The following is a 13,638-nucleotide window of genomic DNA, read 5'->3' as shown; positions in this document are numbered from 1 at the left end:
CCTCAGGCGCGGGTGGTCGTGACCCGTTCGGACCGGACGCGGTCGGCGCGCTTGGCCGGGTCGGGATTGACGACCTGGACCAGCGACGCGCCCGCGGCGTAGACGGCGAGCAGGCCGTCGACGAGTTCGGCCGGGGTGTCCCAGGTGGACTCCGACAGCACCCGGTCCTCGGCCGAAAAACCCTGTCCCGCAGCAGATTTCCGGGCGCCGGCGAGAACCTCGGCGACCGGCATGCCGGCCAGCGCGACGCCGACGCCGCCGGGCAGGAACTGGTCGCCGTGGACGCGCACCGAGGTCGCGAAGTCGGTGACGCCGACCGGCAGCTCGCGCACCGGGGCGCCCAGCGCGTCGAGCGACAGCGCCGCCACCTCCGGCACGTTCTCGACCTCGGCCAGGCGACCGGCCGTCACCAGCGCCAGTTCCGCGTCGTCGTCCGGCCGCAGCACCACCTCGGCGCCGGCCCACCAGCAGCCCAGCAGCACCGCGGCGGTCTGCCAGTGCGCGGGCAGCAGCACCGCCACCCGGCCGCCGGGCGTGATGCCGAACTCGTCGCGAATCAGGTTGGCGGTCTTGGCCGCCCAGTTCGCCAGCGTCAGCGCGGACAGCTCGATGCGGGCGCCGGTGGCATCGTCGTAATAGGTGATCCGGGGACCGGCGGGGTCGCGGGCAAGGATGGGGTCGAGCAGCGCCTCGGTGACGGTCTGGTTCAGTTCACGCATTTCGGTCCGTTCTGGCCTGCGGTGATGGGTGGCGCGGGCGGCACCGGGGTCGCCGTCTCCGAGGAGGACCCGGACAGGTCGAACAGGCTGCCCGCCGCCGAACCCGGACCAGAGTAGTCACCGGCGAGCACCACGCGCACCGCCCCCTCGGGCAGTCCCGGTTCGGCCACCACCGGCAGCCCGCCCAGTGCCTGGGCGACCGCCTTCGCCTTCGCGTCGGAGGTGTCGGCGGCCAGCACGCGGCTGGCCGGTACCCGCCCGCCGATCCAGTTGTCGACCGTGCCGGTGCGGAAACCCTTGCCCACCAACGCCTGCGCCACTTGGCCCGCCAGGCCGGGAGTGCCGCTGGCGTTGTACACGTCCGCGGTGACCGTCGCCGGGGCGGCCGCGCCGGACTCCTTGTCCTGCGGCTTGTCGCCGACCATCCCGGCGACGTACGACTTCACCGCCGAGGTGTCCACCTTCACCACCGATTCGCCGTCGGCCGTGCTGCCGTTGAGGTCCTTGACCGGAATCGTCTCGAACCGCACCTGCCCGCCGGACAGATCCTTCAGCTGTTGCAGGAACTGCACGACGTTCCAGTCCTCGTCGAGCACGATGGTCCGCCCGACCGCATCGGTGAGCTGTTGCAGCTTGCCGGGATTGGCGAGCATCTTCGCGCTCAGCGTCTGCTGCACCAGCCCGGCCATGAACACCTGCTGACGCACGATCCGGTCCAGATCCCCGCGCGGCAGATCGTGCCGCTGACGCACGAAACTCAGTGCCTGCGGTCCCCGGAGGCGCTGCTCGCCGGCGGGGAACTCGGCCCCGGACAGCGGCTCGTCGACCGCGTTGTTCAGGCAGACGTCCACGCCGCCGACCGCGTCGGTGAGCAGCACGAACCCGAGCAGGCTGACCTCGGCGTAGTGGTCGACGGAGATGCCGGTGAGATTGGCGACCGACTTGATCAGCGTCTGCCGCCCGGCCTGGGTGGACTGCTTCTCGGCCTCGGCGTCGGATTTGCCCTGGGCGAGCAGTTTTTCGCGCGCCGCCTCCTTGCTGGTGCCGTATGCCGAATTGATCTTGCCCATGCCGATGCCGGGAATGTCGACATAGGAGTCGCGGGGGATGGACACCGCGGTGGCGGAGCGGCCGTCGTTGGGCACCCGGACCAGCACGATCGTGTCGGTGTTGGTGCCGACCTCGTCCCCGGCGTGCAGCATGGCCCGTTCGTCGGCGGACAGCGGGTTGCCGCGGGCGTCGGTGCGACTGTCGATGCCGACCATCAGGATGTCGGTGGCGCCGTCGCGGGCGCCGCCCAGACCGAGATTGCCGATTCGCTGGATTCCCGAGATCAGGCTGTCGACGCTGTGCCAGCCGAAGGCGGTGACGAGGAACACGAGCACGGCGGCCGCCGCGGCCAGCATCCGCCCGGAACGATTCGGGGGTGGCCCGGCGGGCCGCCGGGTGCCGCGGAGCGGTGGCAAACCGGCGCTGCGCGGCCGCGACAGCTCCGATTCACTTCTGCTTCGCGACACCTGTATTCCTTTCGACGATTCCCCCAAACCCCCGGCCCGACGGCCTCGTCCCGCACGTCCGCCCTGGGATGAGGCTAACCAACGGTTCGGCGTCGAGGGGTCAACCGCTGATAGCGCGGCGTGCCAGACTGGCCCGCGTGACCGATGTGCCCCCCTCCGATCCCGACGGCGACCGCCCGCGACTGGTCGTCACCGGTGCGCACGGCCAGTTGGGCCGTGCCGTGCTCGCCCGGGAACCCGCTGCTCTAGCGCTTGGCCGCCACGATCTGGACATCACCGACGCCGCCGCGGTGCGCGCGGTGCTGCGGCCGGGCGACGTGCTGCTCAACTGCGCCGCGTATACCGCCGTGGACGCCGCCGAGTCCGAACCCGAGGCCGCGTTCGCGGGCAACGCCACCGGACCGGCCGTGCTGGCGGCGGCGTGCCGGGCGGCGGGGGCCGACCTGGTGCACGTCTCCACCGACTACGTCTTCGACGGCACGGCGGACCGGCCCTACGAGCCCGCCGACCCGACCGGACCGACCAGCGCGTACGGGCGTTCCAAGCTGGCCGGCGAACACGAGGTGCTGCGGCTGGCGCCGGCGGCGCACATCGTGCGCACCGCCTGGGTGTACACCGGTGATCGGGGTGATTTCGTCGCCACCATGCGCCGGTTGGAACGCGAGCGGGACACCGTCTCGGTCGTCGACGACCAGGTCGGTTCGCCGACCTTCGCGCCGGATCTGGCCGCCGCCCTCCTGGAACTGATCGGTCGGCTGTCTTCGGGGGCCGCGCTGCCGCCGATCCTGCACGCCACCAACGCGGGCCGCGCGACCTGGTACGAGGTCGCCCGCGCGGTTTTCGCGGGTGTCGGCGCCGATCCGGACCGCGTGCGGCCGTGCACCAGCGCCGAATTCCCCAGTCCCGTACGGCGCCCGGCATATTCGGTGCTGTCGGATCGAGCGTGGCGCGATGCGGGCCTCACACCACTGCGGAACTGGCGAGACGCACTGGGGGACGCGCTGGATCGCGTCGGCGACTAGGCTGCATCGTCGTGAACGCCTCGGATTCAGTCGTACGGCCGGACGTGGCCGTTGTCACGGTGACCTACTCGCCCGGTGAGCACCTCGAGCACTTCATCAGCACGCTCGCCACCGCCACCAGCGAGAAACCGCAGGTCGTCCTCGCCGACAACGGCTCGACCGACGGCACCCCGGAATTGGCGGCCGAGGCGAACGAGCACGTTCGCCTGCTGCGCACCGGGGGCAACATCGGCTACGGCGGCGCCATCAATCGTGCTGTCGCCGAACTCGATCCGGCGATCGAGTTCATCGTCATCGCCAACCCGGACATCCGCTGGAGCACCGACTCCATCGACAAGCTGCTCGCCGCCGCCGAGCGCTGGCCCCGCGCCGGGGCGCTGGGCCCGCTGGTGCGCGAGCCCGACGGCAGCCTCTACCCGTCGGCGCGCTCGGTGCCGACCCTGCTGGACGGCGCCGGGCACGCGGTGCTCGGCACGGTCTGGCCCGGCAACCCCTGGACCCGCCGCTACCGCCAGGAGAACGAGGAGATCTCCGAGCGCACCGTCGGCTGGCTGTCGGGTTCGTGCCTGCTGGTGCGCCGCGCCGCCTTCGACGCCATCGACGGCTTCGACTCCCGCTACTTCATGTACATGGAGGATGTGGACTTCGGCGACCGCATGGGACGGGCCGGCTGGCACAATGTGTATGTGCCGTCGGCGGAGGTCACGCACGCCAAGGGGCATGCGGCCGGGCGCAATCCGGAGGCCATGCTGCCCGCCCATCACGCCTCCGCGTACCGCTTCCAGGCCGACCGGCATCCGCACTGGTGGCAGGCGCCGCTGCGGCTGGCGCTGCGCGCCGGACTTGCGGTCCGCTGCAAGCTTGCGGTTCGATCTGCGCTGCGCGAGCGCGATCGCGCGGCGCAGCAGTAGAGCGCGACGATCGTCGAACCACGTCTCGCGTGGACCGAACCTGAACAGGGGAGACATATGCCGGACACCGATGCCGTGATCCTGGTCGGCGGCCAGGGGACGCGGCTGCGCCCGTTGACGCTGTCGGCGCCCAAGCCGATGCTGCCGGTGGCCGGCCTGCCGTTCCTGCACCACCTGCTCGCCCGCATCGCCGACGCGGGAATCACCCACGTCGTACTGGGCACCTCGTTCCAGGCCGAGGTGTTCGAGGAGCACTTCGGCGACGGGGCGGAGCTGGGCCTGGACCTCGAATACGTCACCGAGACCGAGCCGCTGGGCACCGGCGGCGGCATCCGCAACGTGCTGCCCAAGCTGCGCGCCGACAACGTGCTGGTCTTCAACGGCGACGTGCTCGGCGGCGCGGATCTGGGCGCGGTGCTCGATACGCACGTCTCCACCGGCGCCGATGTGACGCTGCATCTGGTGCGGGTCAGCGATCCCCGCGCGTTCGGCTGCGTGCCCACCGACGAGAACGGCCGCGTGACGGCCTTCCTGGAGAAGACCCAGGATCCGCCGACCGACCAGATCAATGCCGGTTGCTACGTGTTCCGGCGTGAGTACATCGAGAAGATCCCGTCCGGGCGCCCGGTGTCGGTGGAGCGCGAGGTGTTCCCGTCGCTGCTGGCCGAGGGCGCGCACGTCCAGGGCCACGTGGACGTCTCGTACTGGCGCGACATGGGCACCCCGGAGGACTTCGTGCGCGGCTCGGCGGATCTGGTGCGGGGCATCGCGCCCTCGCCCGCGCTGCCGGGCCAGCGCGGGGAGTCGCTGGTGCACAGCGGCGCCGGAGTCGCGCCGGGCGCGTTGCTGATCGGCGGCACGGTGGTCGGCCGGGGCGCCGAGGTCGGCGCGGGCGCCCGGCTGGACGGCGCGGTGCTGTTCGACGGCGCCCGCGTGGAAGCCGGTGCCACCGTGGAACGTTCGATCATCGGGTTCGGCGCCCGGATCGGTCCGCGGGCACTGGTCCGCGACGCTGTGATCGGTGACGGCGCCAGCGTCGGCGCCCGCTGCGAGCTGCTGCGCGGCGCCCGCATCTGGCCGGGCGTGGAGCTTCCCGACGGCGGTATCCGGTTCTCCACCGACGTCTGAGGACCCGAGCCGGATCCATGCGTGGCTATCTTGTCTAGCGGTGCTAGAATTTTGTCGATGGGCACGCAGACACGAAAAGAGCGCCAACGCGCCGAGCGGCACCGCCTGATCATCGACACCGCCCGCGAGATAGCCGAGACGCAGGGCTGGGACGCGGTGACCGTGCGGCGGCTGGCCGATGCGATCGAATACAGCCAGCCGGTGCTCTACAGCCATTTCGCGGGCAAGGACGCGATCGTGGCCGCGGTCGCCGAACAGGGCATCGCGGAACTGGCGATCGAGTTCGCGCGCTGGCGCGCGGCCGCCGAGTCGCCGGAGCAGGCGCTCACCGCGCTGGCCCGGGGCTACCTGGACTTCGCGCGGCAGCGGCCCGCGTTGTACCTCGCGATGTTCGGGCTCGACGTGGACCTGAAGTTCGGCGCGGACGCGCCGCAGGCGCTGCGCGACGCCTTCGGCGAACTCGCCGCAGTCTTCGGCCCCTTCGCCGGCGACGACGACGTGGAGACCTTCACCGAGGTGGCCTGGAGCGCCCTGCACGGCCTGGCGACCCTGGAACGGGACGGCCGGCTGCGGCCCGGCTTTCGGGACCAGCGCCTGGCCATTCTCGTGCGGCACTGGACCCGTGGCACGTCGTAGCCGCCGCCTACAGTGGTGATCATGGCGGATGCGGTCGTGGTCGGATCGGGGCCCAACGGGCTTGCTGCTGCGGTGATTCTGGCTCGGGCCGGGCTCGAGGTGGAGGTCCACGAGGCCGCCGATACGGTCGGCGGCGGCTCCCGGACGGCCGAACTCACTCTGCCCGGGTATCGGCACGACGTCTGCGCGGGCGCGCATCCCCTCGCCTGGGCCTCGCCGTTCCTGCGGGCCTTCGACCTCGCCGCGCACGGGGTGGAACTGCTGACTCCCGAGGCGTCCTTCGCGCACCCGCTGGACGGCGGCGTCGCGGGCGTGGCGTGGCGCGATCTGGACCGCACGGTCGCGGGCCTGGGCCGCGACGGCGCGGCGTGGCGGCGGCTGTTCGGCCCGCTGGTGCGGCACTGGGACAGCCTCGTCGAGCTGGCCATGTCCGACCTGCGGCATCCGCCGCTGGAGGTGGTCACCGGCGTGCGGTTCGCGCGGCGACTACTGGAACAGGCGACGCCGCTGTGGAATCTGCGTTTCCGCGAGGACGCCGCCCCGGCCATGTTCACCGGCGTGAGCGCGCACGCCATCATCCCGCCGCGGGCGTTCTCGGCCACGGGTGTGGCCTTGCTGCTCGCGAGCCTGGCGCACGCCGGAAGCGGCTGGCCGGTCCCGCGCGGCGGCAGTCAGGCCATCGTCGACGCGCTGGCGGCGGATGTCGAGCGGCACGGCGGGCGCATCGTCACCGGGCACAAGGTCGACTCACTCGCCGAATTCGACGGTGCGCGAGCGGTTCTGCTCGACACCGCCCCCACCGAACTCCTGCGCCTGGCCCCCGACCGGCTGCCGCCCCGATACGCGCGGCGGCTGCGGAAATTCCGCTACGGCGGGGCTGCCTGCAAGGTCGACTTCGCGCTGTCGGGCCCGGTGCCGTGGCAGGCCGAGGGCTGCGACCGGGCGGGCACCCTGCACCTGGTCGGCACCCGCGCGGAATCGGTCGCGGTCGAAAAGGCCGTCGCCGCGGGCGAATACTCCGAGCGCCCGTTCGTGCTGGCGATCCAGCCCGGCGTGGTGGACGATTCGCGCGCCCCGGCGGGCGGCCACACGCTCTACGCGTACGCGCATGTACCCAACGGCTCCACGCGCGACGTGAGCGCCGAGATCATCGCCCAGATCGAGCGCTTCGCACCGGGTTTCCGCGACCTGATCCTGGACCGGCACGTGCGCACCGCCGCGGCCATGCCCGCCTACAACGCCAACTACGTCGGCGGGGACATCGCCGCGGGCGCGATGGACCTGCGCCAGACCGTGCTGCGTCCCACTCCGCGCTGGAATCCGTACGGCACCCCGCTGCCGGGCGTCTACTTCTGTTCCTCCGCGACTCCGCCCGGCCCCGGCGTGCACGGCATGTGCGGCCTGCACGCCGTCGGCCACGCCCTGCGTGACCGGTTCGGCATCACCACCGACCCGCTCGCGCTACTGCGCGACGAATCGCCGCGCGCCCACTGAGCCCTCGAACCGCTCAGACGGGCTGGGTGCGGTACAGGTCCGGTTCGATGTACATGACCCGGGCAAGGGGTACGGCCGCGCGCACCCGGGCCTCCGCGTCATCGATCGCCTGGGCGATGTCGGTGATCTCGAGGCCCGGCACGATGGAAACCTTTGCCGCCACCAGCATCTCGTCGGGACCCAGGTATTCGGTGCGCAGGTGGATGACGCGGTCGATGTGGGTACCGTCGACCAGGTTCTCGCGGATTTCGCGGTCCTGGTCCGGGGTCGCGCCCTCCCCGATCAGCAGGCTCTTCATCTCCACGATCAGCACGATCGCGATGACACCGAGCAGCACGCCGATCCCGAGGGTGCCGATGCCGTCCCAGATCGGGTTGCCGGTCACCATGGTCATCAGCACCGCCACCAGCGCGAACGCCAGTCCGACCAGTGCGCCCGTGTCCTCGAGCAAGACCACCGGCAGCTCCGGGCTGCGCGAATTGCGGATGAATCGCCACCAGCTCGCCCCCGCGCGCAGCGGCGCCGATTCGCGCATGGCGGTGATGAAGCTGTAGGTCTCCAGTCCGATCGCGATGACCAGAATCGTGACCGCGACGAGCGGCGACGTCAGCTCCTCGGGATGCTGGACCTTGTGGATGCCCTCGTACATCGAGAACATCGACCCGAGCGAGAACAGCACCAGCGCCACCACGAACGAGTAGAAATAGCGGTTGCGACCGTAACCGAACGGGTGCAGTGCGTCGGCCTCCTGCTCGGCCCGCTTCTGCCCCAGTAGCAGTAGCCCCTGATTCCCGGTGTCGGCCACCGAGTGCACCCCTTCGGCCAGCATCGACGCTGAGCCTGTGATCGCCGCACCGACGAACTTCGCGACCGCGATCCCGAAGTTCGCGGTCAGCGCCGCGAGGATCGCCTTCTTACCACCACTGGCAGACATGGTGCAGCTCGGTCCTTTCATCGTTGCGTCACGCCCGCGCCGGGCGGTTCTCGGCCGGACACCTGGCGTGTCCGATTCGTCGGAATAACTTACCCGCCCGGCCCCGGCGTGCCGACCCTGCGGACGGGGACGTTCACTCGCCGCCGACACAGGCGCAGAACAGCTGTGCCGCACCGTCGACCGCCTGCGCACGGATATCCGTGTCGGCCGCCGAGATCCACGCGGCGCCGCCGGGCGTGATCCGCAGCTCGTCCGCGCCCTGCAGCAGCCGCACCGTCCCGGCCGTGCACAACACGATGCCGGGTCCGGTGCGCGGCACCGGCGCCGGCTCGGCGTCGGCCGCCAATTCGAAGCGACGCAGCGCGAATTCGGGTGCGGGCGTGCGATACCGGAACGAGGCGGACTCGCCGAGCGGATCCCCGGTGGGCTCGGGTTCCACGATCGGCAGCTCCAGCGGCTCGAAGTCGAGCACCCGCAGCAGTTCCGGGACGTCGACGTGTTTGGGCGTGAGCCCGCCGCGCAGCACGTTGTCGGAGCTGGCCATGATCTCGACCCCGACCCCGCGCAGGTACGCGTGCAGGTTCCCGGCCGCCATGAACAATCCCTGGCCGGGTTCCAGCGTGATGCGGTTCAGCAGCAGCGCCGCCAGCACCCCGGCATCGCCGGGATAGGCCTCCGCCAGCTCGAGTGTGGTGCGGGCCTCGGCCACGAACTCCTTGCCCGGGCTCGTCTCGCCGTTGTCGGTGGAGTTCTTGTCGGACAGATAGCGCACGCAGCCGTCGAGGACCTGCGGCAGCAGGCGCTCGAGCAACGCCTGCGGCAGCGTGATCCAGGTGGTGAACAGCGTCCGCAGTCCGGCCGAATCCGGTTGCGCGGCCAGCAGTTCGGCGTAGTTGACCAGCTCCGGGACCGCCAGCGCGCGCAACAGCGCGACGGTGCGGCGCGGATCGCGGAAACCGGCCAGCGCCTCGAATCGTTCCAGCGCCACCACCAGTTCGGGCTTGTGGCTGTCGTCGCGGTAGTTGCGCATCGGCGAATCCAGCGGCACCCGGGTCCGGTTTTCTCGCTCGAAACCGACGCGGGCCTGATCGGCGCTGGGGTGGGCCTGCAGCGACAGCGGTTCCTCGGCGGCGAGGATCTTCAGCAGGAAGGGCAGCCGTCCGTCGAATGCCGGTGCCACCGCGCCCAATTCGTGGCGCGGGTCGGCGCTCACGACCTCCAGCAGCGATCTGCTGCGGCCGTCGACCGACAGCTGGGCGGGATCGGCGGGGTGGGCGCCGAACCAGAGTTCGGCCTCGGGATGGGCGGAGGGGACCGGCCGGCCGCACAGCTGAGCGAGTGCGGTGCGAGAACCCCAGGCGTAGGAACGCAACGCACCGACGAGTTCGTGCACTAGTAGTGTCCCCCGTCGTACCGCGTGGGACGGTCGTCGGCGGGCGGGGAACCGAGCAGGCGCAGATACGCGGCCGCCATCTCCAGCCGAAGTACCAGCACCGCAAGCCTTTCCAGTTGGCTGCCGCCGCCGACGCCGGGTGGGCGCTCCGCCGGGTCGGCCGCGCGCCGCGCGCCCGCCTCGGTGCTCGGCGGCTCCGAATCGGCGTTCACGAGATCGGCGTCGACGAGACCGGAACTCGCGCCGAACACCGCCAGCCGCCGTCGCGCCGCCACCTGATCGACCTCGGAACTCACCACGAACACGCGCACCCGCTCCACCGGCGCGGGGCCGTCGAGCTGCTCGTCGTGGAACAGCGGATCGAAGCCCGGCGCCGCCGTACCGGCGGATTCGACCATGCGGGCGTTGGCGGCCACGGCGTCGGCCAGGTCGGTGGCGGCGGCGATCCGGCCCGTCGCCGGCAGCAGCACCTCGGCGGCGTGCGCGGCCACCTGGGTCGCGGCGGGGGAGTCACCGGCCAGCACGATGCGGCGCTCGACCATGCGGGCGGCGAGGGCCTTGGCGGGATTGTGGAAGACCTCGTTCTGGGGGCCGTCGCGCAGCGCCTCGGCGTCGAGCGCGTCGGCGAGCTGGTTCAGGTCCGGCGTCAACGGCCCGATCCGCAGGGGGTCGACCGCGCGCAGCGCCGCCGCGCCGACGGCCAGGTAGCGCAACAGCCGGTTGTGGTCGAGCACGCGCACCCGGGGCGGCAGCAGCGCGGCCCGACCGGCGGCCGCGGCGCGCATCGGGCCCTCGTCGGGCGCGGCCACGATCACTTCGGCGCCGCGGCGCAGCGCGCGGTCCACGGCCTCGATCAGCCGCGGGTCGCCCGCGTCGTCCCCGGCCACCAGGACCGCGTCCAGCGGGCCCACCCACTGCGGGATGGCGGTGGCGGGCACGATCGGCAGGCCGGCCCGGTCGCCGAGCGCGGCGACCAGCAGCATGGCGGCGCGGTCGGCCCGTCCGGCGCCGGAGACCAGCACCAGGCTGCGGGGACTCATACCGCTCAGCCGGGCGAGCGCGTTCTCGTCGACGGCCGCCGCGGTGGCGCGCACCTGAGCGCCGGCCGACGCCGCCGAACGCAATGTTCCTCCGGAGTCGGCGGCCTCCAGCGAGGCGACGTCATCGAGATCGAGTATCGGTGTCCCAGCGATCATCGGGCGTTGCCACCTCCCCTCAATCGGGTCACCAGGCCGGGTGAGCGCCCGGGTGAAGCTTTAACTGCGAACGAATTCGCACCTTGTGATTCCACTATTCCAGTCAGCCGCGGACGATGCTCAGGATCTCGGTCACGAGTGCGTCTACTTCCTCCTGAGATCGGGCCTCGACGTTCAGACGCAACAGCGGTTCGGTGTTGGAGGCGCGCAGGTTGAACCAGGCGTCCTCGGGCAGTTGGACCGTGACGCCGTCCATCCGGTCGACCGATCGGGCCCGCCCCTCGAACGCCGCGAGCACCGCGCGGGTGTGGTCCTGCGCGTCGTCCACCGTGGAGTTGATCTCGCCGGAGGCGGCGTAGGTCGCGTACGCGGCCGCCAGTTCCGACATCGTCGACGCGGTACCCGACCCGTCCTTCTCGCCGAGTGCCGCCAGCACGTGCAGCGCCGCGAGCATGCCCGAGTCGGCGCCCCAGAAGTCCCGGAAGTAGTAGTGCGCGGAGTGCTCGCCGCCGAAAATGGCGCCGGTGGCGGCCATCTGCTGCTTGATGAAGGAGTGCCCGACGCGGGTGCGCACGGGCGTGCCGCCCAGCTCGGTCACCAGGTCGGGCACCGTCCGCGAGGTGATGAGGTTGTGGATGATGGTGGCGCCCGGCTCCTTGGCCAGCTCGCGCTCGGCCACCAGCGCGGTCACCGCCGAGGGCGGGACCGGCTCGCCGCGCTCGTCCACCACGAAGCAGCGGTCGGCGTCGCCGTCGAAGGCCAGCCCGATATCGGCTCCGGTCTCGCGGACGAAACGCTGCAGATCCACCAGATTCTTCGGGTCCAGCGGGTTGGCCTCGTGGTTGGGGAAGGTGCCGTCCAGTTCGAAGTACAGCGGTGCGACGGTCAGCTGCGGGACGGGACCGAGGACGGCGGGAACGGTGTAGCCGCCCATGCCGTTGCCGGCGTCGACGGCGACCTTCAGCGACCGGATGCCGCTCAAATCGACCAGCCCGCGCAGGAATTCGGCGTACCCGTCGAGCAGATTCTGCTCGGTCGCGGCGCCGCGGGCGCCGTCGTAGCCGGGCACGCCGTCGGTCAGTTCCGCGGTGATGGTGGCCAGGCCGGTGTCCTGGCCGACCGGGAGCGCGTTGGCCCGGCACAGCTTGATGCCGTTGTAGCGGGCGGGGTTGTGGCTCGCGGTGAACATGGCGCCCGGACAGCCCAGCCGACCGGAGGCGAAGTACAACTCGTCGGTGGAGGCGAGGCCGATGTGCACGATGTCCAGGCCCTGCGCCAGCACGCCGTCGGCGAAGGCCTCGGCCAGTCCCGGCGACGACTCCCGCATGTCGTGCCCGACGACGACCCGCGTCGCGTCCTCGCCGCGCATCAGCCGGGCGAAGGAGGCGCCCACGTCCCGGACGAAGTCCGCGTCGATCTGCTCCCCGACCACACCGCGCACGTCGTAGGCCTTGACAACTGCTTTCACGGACTCGGCAGACCGGGCGACTGTCATGGGCAACACCCTAGTGGGCCGACGGTGTGGAACGTATTCGGTACGCCTGTGGGTGTTCCGAGAACACCCCTACTTCGCCGTAGGCGAACAGCCGCGGCGCGTGCGGGAAACGCCGCATCGGCGCGATGGTCGTGGGGAGCGCTACACATGGCGGTGGCTCGTGGCCGGGGGAGTCGCGGCTCAGCTGGGCGGGTCGGGAAGCACGCGCAGATGCCCGCGGCGGCCCGTGCGCGCGGGGCGGCCGGGACGGGTGGGCCGCGGGGGAGCGGGAGGATTGTCGGCGTAGCCGCGGTTGTCCGGCTCCGGGGACCGGCGGCGCATCCCGGCTTCCCGGACGGCCTCGGCCAGCGCGGTCAGGTCGTCCTCGTCCGGGGCGGAGAAGCCGCCCTCGTGGCGGACCATGTCCCAGCCCTTGGGTGCGGTGATCCGGGAGGCGTGGGTGTCGCAGAGATCCCAGGAGTGCGGTTCGGCGACGGTGGCCAGGGGGCCGACGACGGCCGTCGAGTCCGAGTACACATAGGTGAGCGTCGCGACGGCCGGATTCTTGCAGCCGGGTCGACAGCAACGACGCATGGGAATCACGCCAAGGAGAGTAACTCTCCGCGCGCCGTCGTGCGGTGAGACACGCGAGGATGCGGCCGGGTTCACTGGGTTTCGGGCCGCAATCCCCGGAGTACTAGATTCGACGCATGACCCGTTCACGCAAGCGACCGCCCACCGCGCGGTCGGTGATCCGTCGTGGGCGTGGGGTGCGGGGGCCCATGCTGCCACCGACCGTGCCCGCGTGGCGCACCCGGGGGCAGCAGTTCGACCGGCTGGTGCTCGAGGCGTTCGCGCCGCTGGACAGCCGGTGGCACGACCGGCTCACCAAACTGGACATCGCGGTCGACGACGTGCCCAAGATCCGCCCGCTGCACCCGGACTCGGTGACCTGGCCGGACGAGGTGGTGGCCGACGGCCCGGTGCCGCTGTCGCGCCTGGTCCCGGCCGGTGTGGACCGGCACGGCGCGGCGACCCGGGCCCGGGTCGTCCTGTTCCGCAAGCCACTGGAGTTGCGCGCGGGCGACCCCGACGACCTGGTGGATCTCCTCCGCGAGGTCCTCGTCCAGCAGATCGCCACCTACCTGGGCGTCGATCCGGACATCATCGATCCGGAAGAGGACTGAACAGCGGGGAATGAAAAAACTTGGGGG

The 13,638-nt window shown here is 71.5% G+C and carries 13 protein-coding genes; 6 read left to right on the top strand and 7 right to left on the bottom strand.

The genetic code is table 11. From position 1 onward, the window contains the following. Window positions 1–2 precede the first annotated feature (2 nt). Window positions 3–719, bottom strand: a complete 717-nt coding sequence (locus tag QH470_RS37530) for a TIGR03089 family protein (protein WP_280277146.1) — start codon at window positions 717–719, stop codon at window positions 3–5. After that, window positions 707–2,125, bottom strand: a complete 1,419-nt coding sequence (locus QH470_RS37525; RefSeq protein ID WP_280277164.1) for an LCP family protein — start codon at window positions 2,123–2,125, stop codon at window positions 707–709. Before QH470_RS37525 ends, QH470_RS37530 begins: the two co-directional genes overlap by 13 nt. 257 nt (window positions 2,126–2,382) lie before the next feature. On the opposite strand from QH470_RS37525, the gene rfbD reads away from it, so the two are divergent. Genes rfbD through QH470_RS37500 form a run of 5 tightly spaced genes read left to right on the top strand, consistent with a single transcriptional unit; the run spans window position 2,383 to window position 7,427 of the window. After that, complete coding sequence (gene rfbD, locus QH470_RS37520) at window positions 2,383–3,258, top strand: dTDP-4-dehydrorhamnose reductase (protein ID WP_425302856.1); 876 nt, start codon at window positions 2,383–2,385, stop codon at window positions 3,256–3,258. Window positions 3,259–3,269: 11 nt separating this feature from the next. Then, window positions 3,270–4,169: a glycosyltransferase family 2 protein gene (locus tag QH470_RS37515; protein ID WP_280277144.1), complete on the top strand. Its 900-nt coding sequence runs from the start codon at window positions 3,270–3,272 to the stop codon at window positions 4,167–4,169. A 57-nt stretch (window positions 4,170–4,226) separates the two neighbouring features. Next, window positions 4,227–5,297, top strand: a complete 1,071-nt coding sequence (manB, locus tag QH470_RS37510; protein WP_280277143.1) for a mannose-1-phosphate guanylyltransferase — start codon at window positions 4,227–4,229, stop codon at window positions 5,295–5,297. A gap of 57 nt (window positions 5,298–5,354) precedes the next feature. Next, a complete protein-coding gene (locus QH470_RS37505) occupies window positions 5,355–5,933 on the top strand; it encodes a TetR/AcrR family transcriptional regulator (RefSeq protein ID WP_280277142.1) in 579 nt (192 codons plus the stop codon). Window positions 5,934–5,954: 21 nt separating this feature from the next. Beyond that, a complete protein-coding gene (locus QH470_RS37500) occupies window positions 5,955–7,427 on the top strand; it encodes a phytoene desaturase family protein (protein ID WP_280277141.1) in 1,473 nt (490 codons plus the stop codon). Between the two features lie 13 nt (window positions 7,428–7,440). On the opposite strand, the gene QH470_RS37495 is transcribed toward QH470_RS37500, so the two are convergent. The 5 genes from QH470_RS37495 to QH470_RS37475 all read right to left on the bottom strand — a co-directional run bounded on the left by QH470_RS37495 (window position 7,441) and on the right by QH470_RS37475 (window position 13,018). Further along, window positions 7,441–8,361, bottom strand: a complete 921-nt coding sequence (locus QH470_RS37495) for a cation diffusion facilitator family transporter (protein ID WP_280277140.1) — start codon at window positions 8,359–8,361, stop codon at window positions 7,441–7,443. Between the two features lie 133 nt (window positions 8,362–8,494). Further along, the gene (manA, locus tag QH470_RS37490; protein ID WP_280277139.1) at window positions 8,495–9,754 is read right to left on the bottom strand and encodes a mannose-6-phosphate isomerase, class I; all 1,260 of its coding nucleotides are present in this window, start codon (window positions 9,752–9,754) and stop codon (window positions 8,495–8,497) included. Continuing rightward, window positions 9,754–10,950 carry a tobH protein gene (locus QH470_RS37485; RefSeq protein ID WP_280277138.1) on the bottom strand — a complete coding sequence of 399 codons (1,197 nt, stop codon included), beginning with the start codon at window positions 10,948–10,950 and terminating at the stop codon, window positions 9,754–9,756. The genes manA and QH470_RS37485 overlap by 1 nt, the downstream gene beginning before the upstream one ends. Window positions 10,951–11,053: 103 nt before the next feature. Next, window positions 11,054–12,445, bottom strand: coding sequence for a phosphomannomutase/phosphoglucomutase (locus QH470_RS37480; RefSeq protein WP_280277137.1), 1,392 nt, complete (start codon window positions 12,443–12,445; stop codon window positions 11,054–11,056). 180 nt (window positions 12,446–12,625) lie between these two features. After that, complete coding sequence (locus tag QH470_RS37475; RefSeq protein ID WP_425302855.1) at window positions 12,626–13,018, bottom strand: DUF3499 domain-containing protein; 393 nt, start codon at window positions 13,016–13,018, stop codon at window positions 12,626–12,628. A gap of 116 nt (window positions 13,019–13,134) precedes the next feature. Here QH470_RS37475 and QH470_RS37470 point away from each other — a divergent pair, with 116 nt between their 5' ends. After that, entirely contained in the window at window positions 13,135–13,611 is a 477-nt protein-coding gene (locus QH470_RS37470; protein WP_280277135.1) for a metallopeptidase family protein, read from the top strand. The last annotated feature ends 27 nt before the right edge of the window (window positions 13,612–13,638 follow it).

The sequence above is a fragment of the Nocardia wallacei genome (genome assembly GCF_029868745.1).
In the GTDB taxonomy this organism is placed as follows: Bacteria; Actinomycetota; Actinomycetes; order Mycobacteriales; family Mycobacteriaceae; genus Nocardia; species Nocardia wallacei_B.
Note: the sequence above shows the minus strand (reverse complement) of the source record. Positions and strands in the feature narration are given on the sequence as shown.